Genomic DNA, 21188 nt, shown 5'->3' with positions numbered 1-21188 from the left:
TGTTCACTTATTTGTTAATGGTTGAATAGTAGATGCCATTTGCTCTAAACGCAAAATTGCTTTAAGAATTTCTTTGCGATTTCGGGCAGATTTTATCCAAGCAGGCAGTCGAGAAAAATAACTGGAATTTCCAGTACTTTGTGTCCTTTCACGTAAACCAGCATGTACAAAAGACTTTAACACTTGTAAATGCTCAAGATTATGTACATAAATATTCCCGAAACGAGTATGGGCGACTAAATAAAGCTTAAGCCCAAAGTGAGTATGTTCCAACCTATTCGCTTTTGAGAAAACAATTTTTTGAGATTTTAGCACCAGTTTTGAGGTTTTTTTACATAAAGGGCAGACTGCTTCAAAATGTGAATTTGGGTTTTTAATATTCCGTATTTTTTCATTCACTGTTAGTTGAGCCCCTCCACAGAAGTGGCAACGTTCAGACAGATATACATAATAATAGCCATTAAATTCAATATTATATTGCGTGGAATGACTGTCTAAATGGCGATTGCATTTGCGACACGTAAATACAAAATGAGCGCGACAATTACAACTATATAGAGTTGTATCTAATGATTGATAATGGACAATTCCTGCTGTATCACAATCAGGGCAATGGACCCATTGATCGGCATAAATAAATTGATATTTATAGATGCCATCATCAATATGCCGCGCAGTCATCAGAAAAAACCAACCTTATTACCTTGGAGTTCTTGCGCTAAGTTATAGGCTTGATGGTCTGAAAATTTACTCACAATATCTAAGACTTGCATAATATTGTCATAGTGATGATCACTAAAGCGTGCACCAAAGCGTTCTAAAATAGACAGTAAACGACCATCTTTAAAACTTAATGTTTTATTCGGTGTGGTAAGGGGAATAAAGGCATCTAAAATATGCTGTAAACTCTGATGGGCAATAATTTCCAAACCTGATTTTTGCGGGTGTTCAAATATTTTTTCACGGGCAAGGTTTTTTGCTCGATCAATCCCAATCTCAATATCCTCAGCACAGTATTGCAGTAACGAACCTTTTAGCTGTCCTGACAAAATTTGATAATGTTGTTTTGCGAAAGCAGTGGTTACTTCATCTACCAGCCGTTTCATGACACGACCGCGTAAGGCTGCAATTTTTTGTTGCCAAGTCATATACGGCATACTAAGTTCAGCGGGAACGCCATAATCTCCTAACAAATCAAGAAAAATAGGTTCAACTTCTTCATAGCTGAGCATATTGAGAATAATACCGTCTTCTAAATCAATTAAGGCATAACAAATGTCATCAGCAGCTTCTAGTAAATACGTCAGCGGATGACGACACCAATGATACTCACCCAATTGAATTAAACCGAGTTGATCTGCAATCTGTTTAAGAATTTCTTTTTCAGCTTGATAACAGCCAAATTTAGCCCGTTTGCTTGCAGGAGTATTCCCTTGAGATTCGATGGTCTTAGAGAGCCAAGGATACTTTAAGTAAGCTCCTAACGTTGCATAAGTAAGACGCATCCCTCCATCATGAGGATGATAGTCAATTTTAGTAAGCAATCTTAAACCTTGGGCATTACCTTCGAACTGTCGTACATCTGCTTGTTGTTCAGGGCTCAGATCTTGTAAAAAATTTGTATGTGCAGCGTCATCAAACCATTCACGAATCGCATATTCACCAGCATGTCCAAAGGGTGGGTTACCGATATCATGTGCTAAACATGCAGCTTGAATAATTGCCCCTACATCCGCTGGGGAGATCCAAACGGGGAGTTCATTTTTGATTTTTTCAGCAGCGAGCATTCCCAAAGAACGGCCAATACATGACACCTCTAAAGAGTGCGTGAGCCGTGTATGAATACCATCATGTTGGGTCAGTGGATGAACTTGAGTTTTACGATTGAGTTGTCTAAAACTTTGCGAAAATATAATGCGGTCATAATCTTTATGAAATGGACTTCGTGCCTGTTCTGTACTTTGCTTTTTACTACCTAAACGAACTGTTGAAAGGAGTTCTAACCAACGCATTTGAGTCATTTATCATTATTCATTCTTTCGTTAATCGTATGATGCCAAATTTATTGAAAATGTACTAGGGGCGGGCGACATAAGTTGTCTTGGTCGGTTTATATTTGAGAAATATTTTCCCAGTATTTTTCACTCTTATATTTAAAATAATTCATAATGAAGTTATAAAAATTGGCCTCAACACTAAACCAATCATCTCTCGCTGTAATTGGATTCACGACAACAACAGAGCCATAATCAGGTTTTTCAGAATCAAGGCGAATTAAAAGCTGTTCACCGTGACCTAAAAATTATCCAATAATACAATCGCCTGTTAATTTTTGATCTTTTCTATCCACTAAACATTGAGCAGTAAATTTTTGAATGACCAGTAAACCAATTTATAATCTAGATAGTCCAAACACTAGGAAAATTTCAATGATTAAAGTTAATATGTTTAGACTTATAAACAGTTAAAATGAATAAACATTATCCTTGTATCATTTAAGAAATAGAGTAAAGCATGAATAAAAATTTCTTCTTATTAATTATGACCATTTTATTCACAGCGTGTAGCCCAACTGATAAAAATCTATCTAATCAAAACAAAGAAATCGAAACTCAGAAAAAGATTGAAGTGAGCAAAGCTGAAATCGAAGAAAGCATTCCTGCCAAGCCTGAACCAGTAGATCAAGCTTTAGCGACTTTTGCCTTTCAAGAAACGCCAGATGGTCATCTGACAAATAATTGTATTTGGACAGATGATCCAAATGCGCAAAATAAACAGTATTGGAGCATCTTACCAAGCAGTATGTTGAATGGAAAATCTAAATTTACAATAGAGGATCTTACGCCTAGCAAGGTGAAAATTGGGCAACCAATTAAAAACTGCAATGAAGCTTATAAAAATGACACGGCAAACTATGCGTATGCGATCAATAAAAGTGGTGATTTGGTCAATGCGGTTGCTCTCAAACTCGATCGAATGACTCAAAATGCGGATCATACGTATACAATTGATCTGAATAAAAACTCGCATCCTGAAAAAATCTATGTGTGCTATAACATGGAAAGTTTAGATGTATTTTTCATTGACTCTGTATCTCAAAACCCATATTTGGAACATATCAATGTCCGATTATCCTATGATATTGATGGTGAAATCGATCCTGAGATTTCTTGTGGAAAAGTCTTTTATCAAAAAAGCGGAATCATTGCGAAAGAAGATCCTAAAACGGGTGAGTTTCATTATACAGCTCAATAATTCAATTGTTACGAATCATGTTTAAAGACGAAAGTCAAAGTAAATCGGATATTTAAAACCAAGATTTCAGCGTTTTTTAAGTGGGATATGACTAGCTGAAATCTTGCTTTCACAGTAGAATATGCGCTCTCTTCAAGTCACATTGAGGTAGGTTGCCAAAACCTGCCCGTGGAGCCAAAAACAGCATGTTTATCGTTGCCGGTGCACCTGCACACTCTTCTTTTAAGCAAACACAACTATTAACACGCCTTGCGTCGATCAGTTCTGTTCAATCAATAGAAAGCCAATGGGTTTACCTTTTCGACCAAACGCTCAACGAGCAACAACAGCAATCTGCTTTACAGCTTTTAAACGATGGAGCATCGTTTGAAGTTCGTCAGGCTGCAAGTGACGAAGTCCAGATTTTAGTCACGCCACGTGTCGGTACAATTTCACCGTGGTCATCTAAGGCAACCGATATTTTTGCCAACTGTAATACACCTGTACACCGCTTAGAACGCGGTGTTTTGTTTACTTTAAAGGGGATTTCTGAAATCTCTGATGAAGTAAAACAAATTTTACATGACCGTATGACAGAAAGCGTTTTCAATAAAATTGATGACGCAACAGCTTTATTCTCTGAAACTGAGCCTAAGCCTTTAAACTCAATTGATATTTTGGGACAAGGCAAAGATGCACTGGTTAAAGCAAACTCTGAATTTGGCTTTGCCTTGTCAGATGAAGAAATTGACTATTTAACCGCTGCATTTAATAAGATGGGGCGTAACCCACACGACATCGAGTTGATGATGTTTGCTCAAGCAAACTCAGAACATTGTCGTCATAAAATCTTTGGTTCAGAGTGGATAATTGATGGTGAAAAACAACCATTATCATTGTTCCAAATGATTAAAAATACCTATAAAGAATCACCTACAGATGTTTTGTCAGCATATAAAGATAATGCTTCTGTAATTGTTGGTTTTGACACACAGCGTTTCTATCCGAAAAAAGATGAAGCCACGGGTCACCATATTTATAAATATAAGAGCCAAGCTGCCCACATTCTTATGAAAGTGGAAACCCATAACCATCCAACCGCAATTGCTCCATTTGCAGGTGCTGCGACAGGTTCTGGTGGTGAAATTCGGGATGAAGGTGCAACAGGCCGTGGTGGTAAACCAAAAGCGGGTTTAACGGGCTTTACGGTTTCTAACCTTAATATTCCCGGTTTTGAACAGCCTTGGGAAGAAAACTACGGTAAACCATCTCGTATGGCATCACCACTTCAGATCATGATTGATGGTCCTTTAGGTGGTGCAGCATTTAACAACGAGTTTGGTCGCCCTGCGTTAAATGGTTACTTCCGTACTTTTGAGCAAAATGTTAATGGCGAAGTAAAAGGTTTCCATAAACCGATTATGATTGCAGGTGGTTACGGGAATATCCGTCCTGACCATGTTGAAAAAGATGCAATTCAGCCAGGCGATTTACTGATTGTACTGGGTGGTCCTGCGATGCTCATTGGTTTGGGCGGTGGTGCAGCTTCTTCTGTAGATAGTGGTAAATTGGGTGAAAACTTAGATTTTGCTTCTGTACAACGTGAAAACCCAGAAATGGAGCGTCGTTGTCAGGAAGTGATTGATGCATGTTGGAGAATGGAAGACTTTAACCCGATCGTATCTGTACACGATGTAGGTGCGGGCGGTGTTTCCAATGCAATGCCTGAACTTGTGAATGATCACGAATTGGGTGCAACTCTTGATCTTCGTAAAATCCCATCGCTTGAACCAGGCATGTCGCCAATGGAAATCTGGTCAAATGAAGCGCAAGAACGTTATGTGCTTGCCATCAAACCAGAATCATTAGAGTTATTTGAATCGATTTGTGCACGTGAACGTTGCCCATTTGCTGTATTGGGTGAAGCGACTGAAGCGCGTCAATTGACTGTAAACGATCCATTGTTTGAAAACAAAGCAGTGGATATGCCAATGCAAGTCATGCTTGGTGGCACGCCACGCATGAGTCGTACATACGAAACGATTCAACGTAAAGGTGACGAGTTCGACGCATCTAAAGTCGATTTAAAAGATGCGATCTTCCGTGTATTGAAAAACCCGACAGTGGCTTCAAAATCATTCCTAATCACCATTGGTGACCGTTCAATCACAGGTATGGTATCGCGTGATCAGATGGTGGGCCGTTGGCAAGTTCCTGTTGCGGATGCTGCGGTAACCACAACTAGCTTACAAGGCTATACTGGTGAAGCAATGGCAATGGGTGAACGTCCTCCTGTTGCATTGTTAAATCCTGCTGCTTCGGCACGTTTGGCTGTGGCTGAGTCCATCACCAATATCATGTGTGCCAATATTGAACAGATCAGTGATATTAAACTGTCTGCTAACTGGATGGCGGCCGCAGGTCAAAAAGGTGAAGATCAAGCATTATTCGAAGGCGTAAAAGCCATCGGCATGGAAATGTGTCCTGCATTGGGTATTGCAATTCCAGTGGGTAAAGACTCATTGTCAATGCGTACGACTTGGAATGACGAAGGCGAAGATAAATCTGTGACTTCACCAATGTCTGGTGTCATCACTGCATTTGCACCTGTGTTGGATGTTCGTAAAACATTGACACCTGAATTGAAAAATGAAGATTCAGTTCTAGTACGTATTGATTTATCTAAAGGTCAGTTCCGTTTAGGCGGTTCGATCCTTGCACAAGTGTATAAGGCAATTGGTTCTGTTACACCTGATGTTGATAACTTTGATGAGTTCAAAGCATTCTTTGCATTGGTTCAAGATTGGAATAATCGCGGTTTGATCATGGCGTATCATGACATCGGTGATGGTGGCTTATTGGCAACTGTTGCTGAAATGATGTTTGCTTCACGCTTAGGTGTAGCACTTGAAGATCAATCTACTGAAAGCTTATTTGCCGAAGAAATTGGTGCAGTATTGCAAATTTCTAAAGCAGACTGGGCAAGTTTGACAGATGAAGTTGCAACTTCAAGTTTAAAAGACGCGATTCGCGTTGTTGGTACTGTCAATGATTTTGATAAATTGTCAGTGAACAGTTTGGTACTTGATCGTGCTGAATTGCAACAAGCTTGGACTGAAGTGTCTCATCAAATTCAACGTTTACGTGATAACGTAGAAACCGCTGATTCAGAATTTGCATTAATTGGTGATAAAAACCATAAAGGTATAATTGCATTACCAACTTTTGATTTAAATGAGCCTGTTGAAGCACCATATATCAATGAACGCCGTCCAAACATGATGATTTTACGTGAACAAGGCGTGAATGGTCATGTTGAAATGGCTGCGGCATTCGATAAAGTGGGTTTTAATACTGTGGATGTTCACATGAGTGATTTACTTTCAGGTCGTGTAGATTTAGACGACTTTGAAGGGCTGGTTGCTTGTGGTGGTTTCTCTTATGGCGATGTTTTAGGTGCTGGTGGTGGTTGGGCCAAGTCTGTACTGTTTAATCCTAAACTTCGTGATCAATTTGAGAAATTCTTTAACCGTGACAATACTTTCTCTGTAGGTATTTGTAATGGTTGTCAAATGTTGGCTCAGCTTGCACCACTTATTCCAGGTGCAGACAACTGGCCACGTTTCCGCCGTAATACTTCAGAAGTATTTGAAGCACGTGTTGTGAATGTGAAAGTTGAGAAATCTCCATCGATTCTTTTAGAAGGTATGGAAGGCTCTATTTTACCAATCGCTGTTGCACATGGTGAAGGTCGTGCAGAAACTTCTGCTGAAAACTTTGCTGCGTTAAATGCGGGTAATCAAGTGATTTTACGTTATGTAGACAGCTTGGGTAATGCGACTCAACAATACCCATTGAACCCGAATGGCTCTCCTGAAGCGATTTCTGGGGTGACTTCAAAAGATGGTCGTGCAACGATTATGATGCCACATCCTGAACGTAATTTCCGTGCAATTCAGCACTCTTGGAAGCCTGAGGAATGGACTGAAGATGGTGCATGGTTACGTATGTTCCGTAATGCGCGTAAGTTTATTGGTTAATTAGATCTAGACCGATGGATTGTAAAAGCCCCGTAAGGGGCTTTTTTGTTTTTAAACTGATCAATATTTCTATCGCCTCCACTCAAAGGTAAGATTTATGCTGCCACGGGATAGTGGCACTATGTATGATTAAATAATGGAACATCAAAATGAGTTGATTTATATCAAGTTAATTATATAGATAAGTATAAGATAATTTTAGTTACAGTTTTAACTTTGGTTTATTTCTTGCATGTTATACATTGTCTATTAAAAGACCGATGTTTTGCCCCAAAAATGTTCCATGATGTAGCAAGAATGAGGTGATAAAATGATAAGAACAGTCAATTATTCAACAGCAGATAAGGTCATCCTTCGCCAAAAAGGCTGGAAATGGTTTAGTGTTATTTTAGTTGTACAAATGCTGATTATTCTCAGTGCATATTTAATTGCATAGCTAAAGAAGCGAGTACATTCTCTGATTGATAATTTTAGATGCTAATAACAAAAGCCACTTTATTGTGGTTTTTGTGTATTAAAGATATTTCATGAATCAAAAAATGATCATGTGAAGTGAATTATATTGGAATTGAAAGTTCCTTCTCCCTATGGGAGAAGGTTAGGATGAGGGTGCTTTTATGTTGATTTATGGTTTTAAAAAGGACTTATGAAAGAAGTCTATTATGAATTTTTATAATTTTTTTTCATAAAAATAAATGACCTAATCGTGACTTTAGAGTCCTTATAAAACTTATTGCTTTCGCAAACGACTGCTGGAAAATAACCTATGAAACAGTTTCAGAATATAAATAAAATAAGTTTACTAATAGTCGGTTTGATTTTTACGCAATTGGTAAATGCTCAGAATATTCAGATAGACACGCTTATCGATACTAAAGCGATCAATTGTTATGCACTTTTTCAACATCCTGAAAGTAAAATAGCTGTACTTTTACAAGATTTTAGCCGTGATGGGCAGAAAAATGTAAAGCTGAATAAATCTAAACAGACGATGATTGTTGGTAATAATACATATTATGGTGTGCAAGGTTATCGCTATTATAAAACTGCACATACTGAACAGGATGACTTAGCAGTAGATAGTAATGTTTTTGGATCACAACTGATCAAAATTGCATTACAAAAATATAAATCGGATAAAACTCAATCCAATGGTTACTATTTTGTATTTAAGGGTACACCGACAACGGTGCTCTATCATTTACGTAAGGTTGTGGGTGATGATTGGAATATTGAGAACGCTTTAGATGAAACACCACAAGGAAACTCAAAATTGAGCTGTGGCTATACAAGGTAAATGAATGAATAGATTTATATTTCTAATACCAATCCTGATTTCTTTAAGTAGTTGTTATCCGATATATAAAACACAGAAGCCTCAAGTGATTGTGACTGTTGTAAATGAGCAGGGAGTAGCAATTTCTGATGTAAAAGTCGTGTTAGTAACGGCAGTACATCCTGCAAAAATAGATGACCAGTATGATGAAAAGTTCACAAACAAATTGGGGATAGTGAATTTTGAAAAACAGGCCCAATGGAAAGTTGAGAGCTTAATGATTCATGGGGTGCAAGTGTACGATTGGAATTTATGCCTTGCAAAAGATGGCTATATCACACAAGAATTTGTCGATGTCGGTAAAAAAGCGCAGATTAAAATCATTTTAAAGAAAGGTAAAACGCCATTAAAACAGTACCCTTATCAATGCTAGAAGGTTAATTATTCTGCATATCATATATTCAATCTTTTGAGCGATTGGTGGAATTGAATGCAGTCTAAAAGGGAGGTGATCTCAGTCAAGCATGTACAAAAAAACCACCCGAAGGTGGTTTTTCTGATCTTAAAAATTAATGTGTGGCATCAAAATTATAAGATTTTTGTTTTTCAGTATCGAATTTGCCTTCCCATTTACTAATCACGAGAACAGCAAGTGCGTTACCAATCACATTCAATACAGTACGGGCCATATCTAAAATACGGTCAATACCCGCAATAAATGCTAAGCCTTCTAGTGGGATCCCCACGCTGCCTAAAGTTGCCAATAGGACCACGAAAGACACACCAGGAACACCTGCGATACCCTTAGAGGTAATCATCAGGGTCAAGACCAAAACAAGCTGTTGAGTGATGGTTAAATCAATACCGTAAAGTTGCGCAATAAATATGGCAGCAATACTTTGATAGAGTGTTGAACCATCTAAGTTAAATGAATAACCGATAGGAACAACAAAACTGGTAATTGATTTAGGTGCACCATAAGCTTCCATTTTTTCCATCATACGTGGTAAAACGGTTTCAGAGCTTGCAGTGGAGTAGGCCAGAATAAGTTCATCTTTTAAGATTTTGATAATTGTCCAGATACTGAAACCACAGAATCTAGCCACAAAACCAAGCACAATAAAGATAAAGAACAAAATTGCCCCATAAACTAAAACGGCTAGTTTAATTAACGGTAATAATGAACTAAAACCAAAGTTTGCAACAGTCGCTGCGATCAAGCCGAATACACCAAACGGTGCAAACATCATGATCATGTGCGTTACTTTGAACATTGTTTCAGAAACAGCTTTTAACACGTCAATTAACGGTTGCTTGGTTTCTTTAGACAATGAACCTAGACCAATACCGAAAATGACTGCAAAGAAAATAATCGGCAACATGTGCCCATCACCCATTGCAGCAAAAATATTCGGTGGGATAAGTGAAAGAACTGTATTCACTAAGCCATGAGCTTCATGGCTGACTTCCTGTGTCGTTTCTTTATATTGCGAAATATCAGAGGTTGTCAGTGTAGACATATCAATGCCTGCACCAGGTTGGAATACATTGGCAGCAACTAAGCCTACAATAATTGCAACTGTCGTAATAATCTCAAAATAAACAATGGTTTTAAAACCAAGTTTACCGACACTTTTACTGTCACCCGCATTGGCAATTCCTAAAATCAGCATGGAAAGCACAAGTGGAATTACAATCATTTTGATCAGATTGATGAAAATCTTACCCAATGGTTGTAAAAAGTTTGCAATGATGTCACCGCGAATTTCAGGTGCGTTGTGCAAAAAAGCACCAACAAGAATACCTAAGAAGAGCGCAATAACAATTTGCCAAGCGAGGCTAATTTTCATTTTCTTCATACTGAGCCCTTAAAATTCAGATTTTGGCGAAAAGGAAAACTCTATCAAAAAAACACAAAAGAAATCCCGCTAAAGCATGTGGGTGCCTTAGGGTGGGAGATTCTGAGTATTCAGAGTATTTCGAAAATGGCCTATTCTGACGCTATTTGCGTCAGCAGTACTAACTTTTTTATCAAAAATGCGTTCAAATGATTAAAAATAGTTCAGTTTGATTAAAATATTCGATTTTATTGTTAATTTTAATTCATTATATAAATTAAATTTCACACAATTATTCTTATTTTTTATGTGTTTTGGTCAGGCGTATATATGCCCATATCATCAAAATTCCTGTTAAGCATACAAGATAAATTAACTTAGGAATAATCACCTGAATCGGCACACCCATTTGATTTAGCTGAATAAATAAGTTAATTCCTTGAGTAGACGGGAAGAAGTGAGCAAAATACTGCATCCAAGTCGGCATTGCTTGCAGGGGCCAAGCAGCACCTGAAAGTAAAAACAATGGAATTGAGGTGAAAACGATCAGATGTCCAGCACGTTCTGAAATATCTAGATAGCTGGCTAAAAGCATTGCCATTGCAATCACGCAACTAATAAAAATTGGAACGGAAAACAGCATACCCCAGAAATTGCCGCCTCTCGGATAATCATTGATCCAGTAAGTGAAACCAAATAGATAATAGCAGCCGAGGCAACCAATCGTGAGTGCTGCTAGATAGATTCCAAAAAATTCAGCGGTTGTGGCTCGCCATCGTTGCTCACGATACCCAGCAATCAACATGCACAAGCCCAGAACAATAGTCTGATGGATAATCAGCGGTGCAATTGCAGGAAAGATATAACTGCCATATCCTGAAAGTGTGTTAAACAACGGAATTTGATGGATCGGAAGCGCGACTTGGAAATGTGAAATTTTGCCAAACCTTTCGGCTTGTTCTGCAACCGCATTTTCAATTGCAGTGGCTAAGCCTAAACCAATCTGTTTGGTTTTAAGAAAATAAGCACTGCTTAAATATAAACCAATACCACCAGCCTCACCTCGAACCACACTATTGGATAGGTTCTCAGGTAATAACAAAATACCATCGGCTTTTTGCTCTTGAACCATACGTTTTGCTTGTTCAAAATTCCCAGTAATTTTAGTAACTTTTACATTGGGACTTTTGGCAACTTCAGTAATGATGGTATTGCTCAGATAGCTTTGTTCTTCATCTACAATAATAATCGGTAAGCTTTCAGCCGTTTGCGCTTTATAGGCTGTGGGATAAAAAATGCTATAAAAAAATACTGAAAGCACCATGGTGGTCAAAATAGACGAGTTTTTCCCAATATTTTTAAAAGTGTCTACATAGTATCGAGCGAGTTCTTTAAAGAATTTAATCATGTTTTGCTCCCTTTAAATTTTTATTGAGGAGTAAACTTGATAATGCAAAATAGAAAATACAATATGCGGCAAGGATAGCTAAAGGAACCATCGAAATAAAACTAGGACTGCCAACAACCCATTGTTCAGTTTGTAATTTCGCATAAGGTGTATAAGGAATAATGTTGGCCCAAAATTTGGTAAAAATTGGTGCATTATTCAAGGGAAGCGTTACGCCTGCGAAACTTAGTGAAGAGCCACCATAAACTGCAATAAATCCAAAAGTTTTAGATAAATTTCTAGTTGCGAGAACGACTGTACTACTGATCAGTGCATAGGCTGAATAAAGTAAGAACTGTCCAAGTAAAATTATCCATAGACTGCCAGCAATGAACCAACCTCGGATCACCACCAGCCAAAACAACCATGCCCAAGTCCAAAAACAGAAAATTAACACATAGACCATATTTTTTGCCAAAAGCGCACTCAATACAGACTTGCCTTGGACCCATTGATTTAAGGTACCGTATTTCAATTCTTGACCCACAGCAAAGGCTACACAACAACACAGCAATAAGTGCAAAATTGCTGGAATCATAAAGGGTTCTAAATAGAACTCATAACTGAGATTTGGATTGAATAGGGGAGAAATTTTTATATTTGCTGTGGAAAGTTCAGCATAAGGAATTTTATTTTCAAAATATGAATTCTTTGCAAAATCAGCAATCGCTTCAACCGTAGAGAGAAGCATCGCTGAAGAGATCCCATTGCCAATACTAAAATAGGACTGATTAAAAGCAATACTGATCTGTGCATCTTGTGCTTGAACCATACGTTGTTCAGCACCTGCTGGAATATGCACATATCCCCAAATCTTGGTCTGATTGAGCAGATGTTCAACTTCATTGGGATTGTCTGATACAGTGTAGATTGAAAGCGTGTGATTATGACTAAGATACTTTTCTATATTGCGACTGAGTTCACTCTGATCTTGATCAATAATTGCAATCGGTAAATGTTCAGCTTTTCCTGCATAAAACATACTACTGAATAAAATAATCACAAAGAGCGGGGCAAGTGTGACTAAGCATAAATCCCATTTATGCTTGAGCAAATATTGAAGCTCTCTTAACATGCCCGTCCACATGTTTATTGGCTCTCTTTTAATTTAAAGATCACACTCATGCCTACTTTTAATTCAGGCACGGCTTCAGCGGGAGTAAGCTTGACTTTAAAACTACGAATATCATATCCACCTGTCTGACGTGTGGTTTTAATAGTTGCAAACTCACCCTCAGCATCTATATTTTTGATGTTAAATGACACTGTTTTATTGAGTGCGGGTATAAAACCATCTAAGCTTTTTGCTTGATAAACTTGGGTGTATTGATCTTCACGGACATTTAAACTGACCCAATTTTCTTCATCTTGAATAATACTCACAACAGGGACACCAATAGCCACCAGTTCTGAGGGTTTACCATAAGTTTTAGATACTGTGCCGTTTACAGGAGAATATAGTTTGGTTTCTGCCTCTAAAGCATTGGCTTCCGCAACAGCGGCTTTTGCAATCTCGACTTGTGCATCAGCCCCAGATTTTTGTTCAGCGGTACTGCCACGTTTTGCTCGTGCATATTGCTGATAAGCGGCTTCACTCATTTGAGTGGCTGATTGTGCAGCGGCATGCATTTCATCACGGCGTTGACGTGAAATTACCCCTTGTGCAAAGAGGTTAGCACCACGTTGATAGGTCATTTTTGCAAGATTTTCTTGCGCTTTTACACTTTGCCAATTGGCATATAAGGTATCAATGTTTTCTTGTTGAGAACCTCTGTCTGCCGTCGATTGTAAGGCTAAGGCGGATTGTAAACTTGCCAGCGCTTGTTGTTTTTTGGCAGCAATTTCTGGACTACTTAGAGTAACTAACAGTTGTCCTTTTTCAATTTTTTGACCATCGCTGACAAAGATGCCTTCTATCCGACTTGGAACTTTAGTGCTGACATGTAATGTTTCAGCCTCAACACGTCCTTGAACATCTACTGTTTTAGGTTGATAACTTTTCCATAGACCAAACGCAATCAATCCCAATAATAGAATTAAAATTATTGCGCCGATGACCAAAATTGTTTTCTTTTTAGAAGGTTTTTGATCAGCGTTGATGTTTGTCGCAGCTCTTTGTTCCTGTGCTGAGTCTCTGATTGGTGTCTCTTTTTCAGATTCAATTTGATTGGCTGTAGGTTGTTGCGCTACAGCTGCATCAGATAAAGCAGTCGGATCTGTATTATTGTGTGTATTCATTTCTGGATGAACTAAATTTTCATTTGATGAAATATCTGAGTTTGCATCAGCTTGCGAAGTTGAAGATGAATCATTTTGTCCATTGTGATGGTCATGCTGTTTTGTCATTTTATGCTCCATCTTAACGAATATAATCTGTATTAGTTTGATTGACGTAGTCTTTAAATTGTTCAATAGAACCATGGCTTTGTAGCAAAGTTGCTAGAGAGAGTACGTATTTATAGGCATTGAGTGCTTTTTCTGTTTTGAGTAGGCTGAGTTGATTCTGTGCATCGATGACTTGAGTGGCGGTGCCCATATCTTCTTTAAATGATAATTGTTGGATTCTTAAATTCTCTAACACTGCTTGTTCATTTTGTTGCAGTAATTGATTGGACTGCTGTGCTGTGGCGAGTTCACTATAGGATTTGTAGATAATATTCTCAATCTCTTGTTGGGTGCGCGCTGTCATAAGCTCTGTTGCATATCTTTGTAATTCAGCGGCTTGGACATTTTTGTTTTTATCAATCCCTGAAAATAGGTTGTAGCGAGCAGCAACACCCACAATCCAGTTTTGGTTTTGATCTAAACTATATTCCCCAAACGCAAAAAGGGTTGGTTTTTTTGCGGCGCTCTGTATTTTGACATTCTGATTGGCAAGCTGCGTATCCATTTGCATTTTTCGAACCAGGCTTGAAGTTTCAGGATAAGAAGTAAGGAGTTGGTTGAGTGATTGGCTTTGCTGACGATTGACAAATAAGGGTGTCGTCAGTTGATCAATTTTGGATTTATGCAATAAATTTTGAAGTTGGAACTGACTGGCTTGTAAATTTGCTGAAGCATTTTGTTCTGAACGCTGGGCATTATTGCGCGCAACTTCAAATTGCATGCGCTGTCCTTTGCTAATAAATCCCTGTTTTTCAAGTTTGAGTGAATTGTCATAGTGTTGTTGCATTGCACTTAGATTGAATTGACTGGCATTGAACAGCTGTTGTTGTAATTGCACATTAAAATACGCCTGAATCACTTCAAAACGTTGTGTATCTTGCTGTTGTTTAGTATCGAGTTGACTACGTTCAACTTTTAAATTGGCAATCTGCTTTGTTGTCGAGGTAATCCCGCCAGTATAAATTGGCATCATCACAGAAACAGTAGGACGAACAACTTCATCTTCAAGGACAACATTGGCTGTATCTGGAATTAGGCCAATACCACTATGAATTCCTTGGTTTAGCCCTTGTTTTAAAGGATCTGTGATATTCGAGGGAATGTTCTGTTCAGATTGCCATTGATCAACCCGATCATTCACCCCTTGTGAAAGCGTCTGTTCCAGATTATTTTTGACCCCATTTAGCGGAATATCTGTTTCAGTATGAAACTTATAGGCACGTACATTTAAATCGATGCGAGGTAGACCAATATTTTTGACAGCCTCTGCTTGAAGTTTAGACGCTTGATTGAGTGCTTGATTGGCTTGGGTAGTATAAGAATTTTCAAGTAAATATTGTTCTGCTTGTACATAGCTTAGGTTTTCAGCAAAGGTGACAGATACAAAGGCCGTATTGAAGGCTGCAAAACTGCTTACTTGTATCAATTTTGATAATGCTTTAAGTGAATAGCAAGTTTTAAATTTCATCTGAAAAATCATCAGCATTTGTTTAAATTTGAGACTATTCTAACCTTGAATGACTAGAATAAATAATCTAAATGTATACTTTAATATGTGTGGTTTTTGTAGTTTCGATAATCAGTATAAATCCGATTAAATTATAATCAAAATCATGATAATTCAATCAATAAATTGAATCTCAAAATAGATCTATGGAGAATAAAAAATGGCAAGAATTACCGTTGAGTCCGTGGTCACAGCACCAATCGAATTGGTTTGGGACATTTATAATAATCCAGAGGATATACAGCAATGGAATACCGCTTCAGCGGATTGGCACACGGTCAATTCTAAAAATGATTTACGTGTAGGTGGACAATTCTCAAATCGTATGGAAGCCAAAGATGGCAGTATGGGCTTTGATTTTTCGGGTACATATACTGAAATTATTCCCCATAAAAAAATTGCCTATTCTTTTGGCGAGCGAAATGCTGAAGTTCACTTTGAACAAAAAAATGATGCTGTTGTGGTGAGGATTAGTTTTGATCCTGAAACGATGTATCCGATTGAGCAACAGCAAGCAGGTTGGCAAGCAATTTTAGATAATTTTGCACGCTATGTAGAAAATAAAGTTTAGTTCTGCACAAACGTACAATACAAAACATTTCCACAGACTTACTTTGATCTTCTGAAATTCGTTTAGATCAAAGTTGAGTGTTGTTGTGGAAATCTTTCTTTATACCTTGAGTGTGATGTATAGCCCCGGTCCTGTAAATTTCATTGGATTGAATGCAGGACTGCTTGGGCAGCTTAAACAATCCATCGGTTTTTTCATTGGGGTGGGTTGTGCAATGTTATTTCTATTTCTGACTTTGGGCTATGTTGGTGAGGCTGTTATTCCTCACCACTGGCTACACTATATTTCTTTGGTCGGGGCGGTGTATACCTTTTATATGGCTGTTAAAATGTTGACAGCCTATTTAGAAAGTACTGAAAAAGCCGAACATCAACTGACCTTCTTAAATGGTTTCTTAATTCAATTGTTTAATCCTAAAGGGATTCTGGTGATTTTACCCGTCACGACAATTATGTATCCTGCGGCTAAAATTACAGGCGTAATGATTTTTATTGTATCTTTGATCATTTCAATGGGTGCTGCTGGAGCGCCATTTGTATATGCTTTGGCGGGCAAGTTTTTAGGGGATAAAATTTCTGATCCTAAATGGTTTAATTATTTAAATAAAATTATGGCAATCATGCTGATTGTTACAGGACTTGGAATGCTACGCGATTTTATTGTAGGAATGAATTTGCTGTGATTAATCACTAGCTTGAACTGAATCTGTGTGTATTTACGCCTAAGGCAAATGATTAATCTTTTTCCAATGCGCAGGGCTGAGCCCAAACGCTTGTTTAAAATGTCGGGTCATATGACTTTGATCATAAAACCCTGCATCTGTTGCAGCCGCAACCAAAGAAGCCCCTTTGATTAAATTGATTTTAACTTTTTCCAGCCTACGCATGGTTAAATAACGATGTGGGCTGGTTCCAAACAATAAGCGGAAGTCGCGCGATAAACTCCAACGGTCGCGTCCAATATTTTTTTCTAAATCATCTAAGCTGATATTTCGTTCAGATACAGCATGAATAAATTCTCGAGCTTGTTCTGCTGCACGATAATCAAAACTCAGCCGTTGTGATAATGGTTGAACAGAAATTTCATTTAAAGCCATGGCCAGATCATACAGCGCATCTTCTTCTTCCAATACTTCCATATGATTTTCGATGCTTTGTAGAAAAGTATTAGTGGCTTTAAATAATCGAGGATCTGTGCTGATCCCATGTTGGATAAAGGGGAGAGGTTTACCCTTTAAAATAGATTGAATTTTTGCAGGTTCTATATACACCATACGATAGCGGAAACCGTCTTGTGTACCTGATTCACCATCATGTTTTTCATCAGGATGCAGCACCATCGTCATACCTTGCTGGCTATGTTGCATGACACCTTGATAATGAAAACTTTGAACGCCTGAAAGTGTGCGACCAATGGCATAGGTATCATGCCGATGCGGTTCATAGGCATGATCATTAAAAAATGCTTCGATACGTTCAAATCGATCTGTTTCCGATGCTGTGCGAATCCAATCCTGATGATTTGATGCTGGCATTTAACATCTACCAATGAATAAAGTTTAAGCTGGATAAATTATAACTGAGTTAAGTTTATAAATTGAGTTTTCTATTGGTATATGGTTATGCGTAACGGATGCTCTAGCCTTGTGCAGTCAGCTAGAAAAGCATGTTGGCAATAAGTCATTATTTCAGGATGATGATTAAAATATCCGTGAGCAGTCTAGCTATAATATTTTGCTTCTCTCAATATCGATAGTTAATTGAATTATCAACTCTAAATCTCTAAACATATTGAAATATTGACTGACAAAGCTACTGCATGAAAGGTCGATTTGTGGTTAAATGCGCCTATTTCATTCGTTTCACTTTTAAAAAGGGAAAAATCATGCGCGCGTACAATTTCTGTGCTGGTCCTGCTGCATTACCTACTGCCGTTTTAGAAAAAGCTCAGGCTGAGTTATTGGATTGGCATGGTAAAGGCTTATCCATCATGGAAATGAGCCATCGTAGCAAAGACTATGTGGCTGTCGCTGAAAAAGCAGAAGCAGATTTACGTAAATTGATGAACATTCCAGAGAACTATAAAGTATTGTTCTTACAAGGTGGTGCATCACTTCAGTTTTCTGCAATTCCACTCAATTTATTGGGTAAAAATTCTAAAGCTGATTATATCCATACTGGGATTTGGTCAGAAAAAGCCACTAAAGAAGCGCAACGTTATGGCGATATCAATATCGTTGAAGCGGCAACAAGCATAAATGGAAAGCTTGCAATTTCTGAGCAAAGTACATGGAACTTGTCAGACGATGCGGCTTATGTCCATTATGCTGAAAATGAAACAATTGGTGGTATTCAATTTGCCAATATTCCAGAAACAGATAAGCCTTTAGTTTCTGATTTTTCATCAAGTATTTTATCTGCACCATTAGACGTATCTAAGTTTGGTTTGATCTATGCTGGAGCACAAAAGAATATTGGCCCAGCAGGTTTAACCCTTGTGATCGTGCGTGATGATTTATTGGATCAAGCAAAACCTGAAATTCCAAGCTTGTTAAAATATGGTTCACAAGCGAAGAATGATTCTATGGTGAATACGCCAGCAACTTATGCTTGGTATTTATCTGGTTTGGTTTTTGAATGGTTACTTGAGCAGGGCGGTGTAGACGCAATGTATAAAACCAACCTTGAAAAATCTAAATTGCTATATGGTTATATTGATTCTAGTGATTTTTATAATAACCCGATCGCACTTCCAAACCGTTCAATCATGAATGTACCGTTTACTTTGGCAGATGAAGCATTGGATAAATTATTCTTGAAAGAAGCTGAAGAAAATCATTTGCTCAATCTTGCGGGTCATCGTTCAGTGGGTGGTATGCGAGCAAGTATTTATAACGCTGTACCTTTGGACGGCGTACAAGCACTTGTCAACTTTATGGATGACTTTGCTCAACGTAACGGCTAATCTCACTTCAAAACATTTAAATGATTTGTTGTGGTCGATCAGGACCTAATTTTCTCCTTTGATTGAATAAACAGGTAAAGCCCTAGACATAAAAAAATCCCTCCAGAGTGAGGGATTTTTTTATGTGAGATAAATGTCGTAAAACATTAAGTCGTCGGGAATATGCCTAATATATGGATCATCATTGCAGCTAAAAACATACCTAGAACAAAAAAGCAGCAGGCTCCTTTATCCAAGCGTAAGTGAAAACCACTAACTTGATTGATTAGACTAGTCGATTGTTCAGGTATAATTTTCATTACTGAGCCTAGATTTTTAAATTATTGTTTAAATCCTATTGGTTCGTCGTATTTTTAACATAATTGACTGGTTAAATAAAGTGCTAAATTACATTATTAATATGTTGCGGCTTTTATTATCTCCCGATCAATAAAAATATTATGAATTTATAATCATGATTTTGTGGATACATTGTGGATAACTTGACTATTTTTTAGTCTTTATATGGAAAATAATATGATTTAAGTATAAAAAAGAAGTCTATTTTTTAACAAGATCATGATATTTATTGGTTTAATTTTTATACTTAAGCTGCTGTTTTTAAATTTATTTTTGAATTCGTTTTCTTGGGATTTTTCAAATAGGGGAATGTATTTATTATTTAAATAAACAGGCGATATTCTTCAACTTAAATAGTTTTAAAAAGGCCTGATTATTTAAGTTTGAATTTAAACTGTGGATAACTGGTAAATTTGAATTCAAAAAGATAAAAAATGCGAGGTTCTATTTAGATATAATAGAAATGTTACAAAACATGTAATAAAAAAGCATGATGGGTTTTCCATCATGCTGATTATGTGTTTTTTGAATCAAGCAGCAGAATAAATGTTTGCTTGAATCCAGATATTACCGCGAATATATTGTCCAATTTCAAAATTTTTGAAAGCAGGATCCTTGGTTGCGATACGGACTAAGATTGCGGGTTGGTTCTCTTCAAGAATTAAAGTCACATCATAAAGCGTGTAGTCTTGTTGCATAAACTGCATTTGAGTTTTACCGACCACTTTACCTTGAAACCAAGCTTCATCCTCTTGCCCTAAGGTTTCTCCATAGAGGTATGCCACCATTTTAGAAAAATCAACAGTAACAGGCGCTTTATCATCTTCTGACTTCGCTTCCCATGCATCAATTTGCTCTTGAAGGTTTTCAGGTGCAATACCATTATTTTGTGAAAGAATATCGTTTAACGCACGATGGTGTTTGATTGAAGCAGGATCATCAACAATGATTTGTTCATGGTCAGAAACTTTTTCAAGTTCATAGGCCCATGCATTCAGTTGAACTTTATATTGTTGATCTTGCAAATATTGATGGCCGTTTACACTGTACAAACTGTCAAATGCATAAACTACACTATTTGTTCCTACTTTTAAGCTAAGTACGGCTTGAGTATTGGTTTTACAGGTAATAATACGGTCAATAGAAGCATTTAATTGATAGGGACTTTCAAAACTTGGGAAAGCCGTTTTTACAGCTTTAGGTTTGTTATTCTCAACATCAATCACTTGACAGAGCTGTACAGAAGAACCGCTTGGACCTTGGATTAACCAAGTTGATACATCCATATCGCATTCTTTTGAACAAAGCCCCATGGGCATTACTGGTGCATCCAAAGCCAAACCTAACCATTTGGGCACTTCGGACGTTGGATTTTCAGTCAATAGACTCCAATGTTCGACATGGCTACCAAAATTCTGATCTTCTATGATAATTGTTTCAGGTCTGTTTTGATTGTTCATTTTCACGATTTTAAATGCCTCTCTTATGCTATTAAATCGAGGATGATTGCTAGATTTCAAGTCCTGAAATGTAAAATCATAAGAAAAACCAGAATATTAAACTCAATTGCCATAAACCACGCCCTAA

17 protein-coding genes are annotated in these 21188 nt (G+C 37.6%); 8 read left to right on the top strand and 9 right to left on the bottom strand.

Annotated elements, in window-relative coordinates:
- Nucleotides 1-3: 3 nt before the first annotated feature.
- Together GJV03_RS11320 and GJV03_RS11315 are read right to left on the bottom strand one after the other, a co-directional pair.
- Nucleotides 4-681, bottom strand: a complete 678-nt coding sequence (locus GJV03_RS11320; RefSeq protein WP_154130119.1) for a hypothetical protein — start codon at nt 679-681, stop codon at nt 4-6.
- Complete coding sequence (locus tag GJV03_RS11315; RefSeq protein WP_004724400.1) at nt 681-2021, bottom strand: deoxyguanosinetriphosphate triphosphohydrolase; 1341 nt, start codon at nt 2019-2021, stop codon at nt 681-683. The genes GJV03_RS11320 and GJV03_RS11315 overlap by 1 nt, the downstream gene beginning before the upstream one ends.
- A 493-nt stretch (nt 2022-2514) precedes the next feature.
- On the opposite strand from GJV03_RS11315, the gene GJV03_RS11310 reads away from it, so the two are divergent.
- From GJV03_RS11310 to GJV03_RS11295, 5 genes are all read left to right on the top strand, one after another.
- On the top strand, nt 2515-3255 hold the full coding sequence (locus GJV03_RS11310; RefSeq protein ID WP_151957196.1) for a hypothetical protein: 741 nt from the start codon (nt 2515-2517) through the stop codon (nt 3253-3255).
- 185 nt (nt 3256-3440) lie between these two features.
- Nucleotides 3441-7274 (top strand): phosphoribosylformylglycinamidine synthase, encoded by a 3834-nt coding sequence (gene purL, locus GJV03_RS11305; protein ID WP_154130118.1) that lies wholly within the window; start codon nt 3441-3443, stop codon nt 7272-7274.
- A 310-nt stretch (nt 7275-7584) separates the two neighbouring features.
- Nucleotides 7585-7710, top strand: coding sequence for a KGW motif small protein (locus GJV03_RS21735; RefSeq protein ID WP_004724391.1), 126 nt, complete (start codon nt 7585-7587; stop codon nt 7708-7710).
- A 330-nt stretch (nt 7711-8040) separates the two neighbouring features.
- Nucleotides 8041-8571 (top strand): hypothetical protein, encoded by a 531-nt coding sequence (locus GJV03_RS11300; protein ID WP_154130117.1) that lies wholly within the window; start codon nt 8041-8043, stop codon nt 8569-8571.
- A 4-nt stretch (nt 8572-8575) separates the two neighbouring features.
- A complete protein-coding gene (locus GJV03_RS11295; protein ID WP_154130116.1) occupies nt 8576-8983 on the top strand; it encodes a hypothetical protein in 408 nt (135 codons plus the stop codon).
- A 136-nt stretch (nt 8984-9119) separates the two neighbouring features.
- Here the strand turns inward: GJV03_RS11295 and gltP are convergent, their stop codons facing one another.
- The 5 genes from gltP to GJV03_RS11270 all read right to left on the bottom strand — a co-directional run bounded on the left by gltP (nt 9120) and on the right by GJV03_RS11270 (nt 15688).
- Nucleotides 9120-10409 (bottom strand): glutamate/aspartate:proton symporter GltP, encoded by a 1290-nt coding sequence (gene gltP, locus GJV03_RS11290; RefSeq protein WP_004724381.1) that lies wholly within the window; start codon nt 10407-10409, stop codon nt 9120-9122.
- 277 nt (nt 10410-10686) lie between these two features.
- On the bottom strand, nt 10687-11796 hold the full coding sequence (locus tag GJV03_RS11285; protein ID WP_151957200.1) for an ABC transporter permease: 1110 nt from the start codon (nt 11794-11796) through the stop codon (nt 10687-10689).
- Nucleotides 11789-12922: an ABC transporter permease gene (locus GJV03_RS11280; RefSeq protein ID WP_105714134.1), complete on the bottom strand. Its 1134-nt coding sequence runs from the start codon at nt 12920-12922 to the stop codon at nt 11789-11791. Before GJV03_RS11280 ends, GJV03_RS11285 begins: the two co-directional genes overlap by 8 nt.
- A 2-nt stretch (nt 12923-12924) precedes the next feature.
- Nucleotides 12925-14181, bottom strand: coding sequence for an efflux RND transporter periplasmic adaptor subunit (locus GJV03_RS11275; RefSeq protein ID WP_105714135.1), 1257 nt, complete (start codon nt 14179-14181; stop codon nt 12925-12927).
- Between the two features lie 13 nt (nt 14182-14194).
- Complete coding sequence (locus tag GJV03_RS11270) at nt 14195-15688, bottom strand: TolC family protein (RefSeq protein ID WP_154130115.1); 1494 nt, start codon at nt 15686-15688, stop codon at nt 14195-14197.
- A gap of 199 nt (nt 15689-15887) precedes the next feature.
- Here GJV03_RS11270 and GJV03_RS11265 point away from each other — a divergent pair, with 199 nt between their 5' ends.
- Nucleotides 15888-16298, top strand: a complete 411-nt coding sequence (locus GJV03_RS11265; protein ID WP_154130114.1) for an SRPBCC domain-containing protein — start codon at nt 15888-15890, stop codon at nt 16296-16298.
- An 85-nt stretch (nt 16299-16383) separates the two neighbouring features.
- Complete coding sequence (locus tag GJV03_RS11260) at nt 16384-16980, top strand: LysE family transporter (RefSeq protein ID WP_354666851.1); 597 nt, start codon at nt 16384-16386, stop codon at nt 16978-16980.
- Between the two features lie 39 nt (nt 16981-17019).
- On the opposite strand, the gene GJV03_RS11255 is transcribed toward GJV03_RS11260, so the two are convergent.
- The gene (locus tag GJV03_RS11255; protein WP_004822608.1) at nt 17020-17832 is read right to left on the bottom strand and encodes an AraC family transcriptional regulator; all 813 of its coding nucleotides are present in this window, start codon (nt 17830-17832) and stop codon (nt 17020-17022) included.
- Between the two features lie 350 nt (nt 17833-18182).
- Between GJV03_RS11255 and serC the strand changes: the two genes are divergently transcribed.
- The gene (gene serC / locus GJV03_RS11250; RefSeq protein ID WP_004724366.1) at nt 18183-19262 is read left to right on the top strand and encodes a 3-phosphoserine/phosphohydroxythreonine transaminase; all 1080 of its coding nucleotides are present in this window, start codon (nt 18183-18185) and stop codon (nt 19260-19262) included.
- 869 nt (nt 19263-20131) lie between these two features.
- Here serC and GJV03_RS11245 read toward each other — a convergent pair.
- Nucleotides 20132-21061, bottom strand: a complete 930-nt coding sequence (locus tag GJV03_RS11245) for a hypothetical protein (RefSeq protein ID WP_004724362.1) — start codon at nt 21059-21061, stop codon at nt 20132-20134.
- Between the last annotated feature and the right edge of the window lie 127 nt (nt 21062-21188).

It is taken from the genome of Acinetobacter sp. RIT698, assembly GCF_009668065.1.
Lineage (GTDB): Bacteria > Pseudomonadota > Gammaproteobacteria > Pseudomonadales > Moraxellaceae > Acinetobacter > Acinetobacter guillouiae.
This window is presented reverse-complemented; position numbering and strand designations above follow the sequence as displayed.

Bases quoted from the DNA above. Each gene is read 5' to 3' on its own strand.
- GJV03_RS21735 (WP_004724391.1), top strand. From the start codon at position 7,585: ATGATAAGAACAGTCAATTATTCAACAGCAGATAAGGTCATCCTTCGC.
- GJV03_RS11300 (WP_154130117.1), top strand. From the start codon at position 8,041: ATGAAACAGTTTCAGAATATAAATAAAATAAGTTTACTAATAGTCGGT.
- GJV03_RS11245 (WP_004724362.1), bottom strand. From the start codon at position 21,061: ATGAACAATCAAAACAGACCTGAAACAATTATCATAGAAGATCAGAAT.
- GJV03_RS11265 (WP_154130114.1), top strand. From the start codon at position 15,888: ATGGCAAGAATTACCGTTGAGTCCGTGGTCACAGCACCAATCGAATTG.
- serC (WP_004724366.1), top strand. From the start codon at position 18,183: ATGCGCGCGTACAATTTCTGTGCTGGTCCTGCTGCATTACCTACTGCC.
- purL (WP_154130118.1), top strand. From the start codon at position 3,441: ATGTTTATCGTTGCCGGTGCACCTGCACACTCTTCTTTTAAGCAAACA.
- GJV03_RS11275 (WP_105714135.1), bottom strand. From the start codon at position 14,181: ATGACAAAACAGCATGACCATCACAATGGACAAAATGATTCATCTTCA.
- GJV03_RS11270 (WP_154130115.1), bottom strand. From the start codon at position 15,688: ATGAAATTTAAAACTTGCTATTCACTTAAAGCATTATCAAAATTGATA.
- GJV03_RS11285 (WP_151957200.1), bottom strand. From the start codon at position 11,796: ATGATTAAATTCTTTAAAGAACTCGCTCGATACTATGTAGACACTTTT.
- GJV03_RS11295 (WP_154130116.1), top strand. From the start codon at position 8,576: ATGAATAGATTTATATTTCTAATACCAATCCTGATTTCTTTAAGTAGT.
- GJV03_RS11315 (WP_004724400.1), bottom strand. From the start codon at position 2,021: ATGACTCAAATGCGTTGGTTAGAACTCCTTTCAACAGTTCGTTTAGGT.
- GJV03_RS11280 (WP_105714134.1), bottom strand. From the start codon at position 12,922: ATGTGGACGGGCATGTTAAGAGAGCTTCAATATTTGCTCAAGCATAAA.
- GJV03_RS11320 (WP_154130119.1), bottom strand. From the start codon at position 681: ATGACTGCGCGGCATATTGATGATGGCATCTATAAATATCAATTTATT.
- GJV03_RS11310 (WP_151957196.1), top strand. From the start codon at position 2,515: ATGAATAAAAATTTCTTCTTATTAATTATGACCATTTTATTCACAGCG.
- gltP (WP_004724381.1), bottom strand. From the start codon at position 10,409: ATGAAGAAAATGAAAATTAGCCTCGCTTGGCAAATTGTTATTGCGCTC.
- GJV03_RS11255 (WP_004822608.1), bottom strand. From the start codon at position 17,832: ATGCCAGCATCAAATCATCAGGATTGGATTCGCACAGCATCGGAAACA.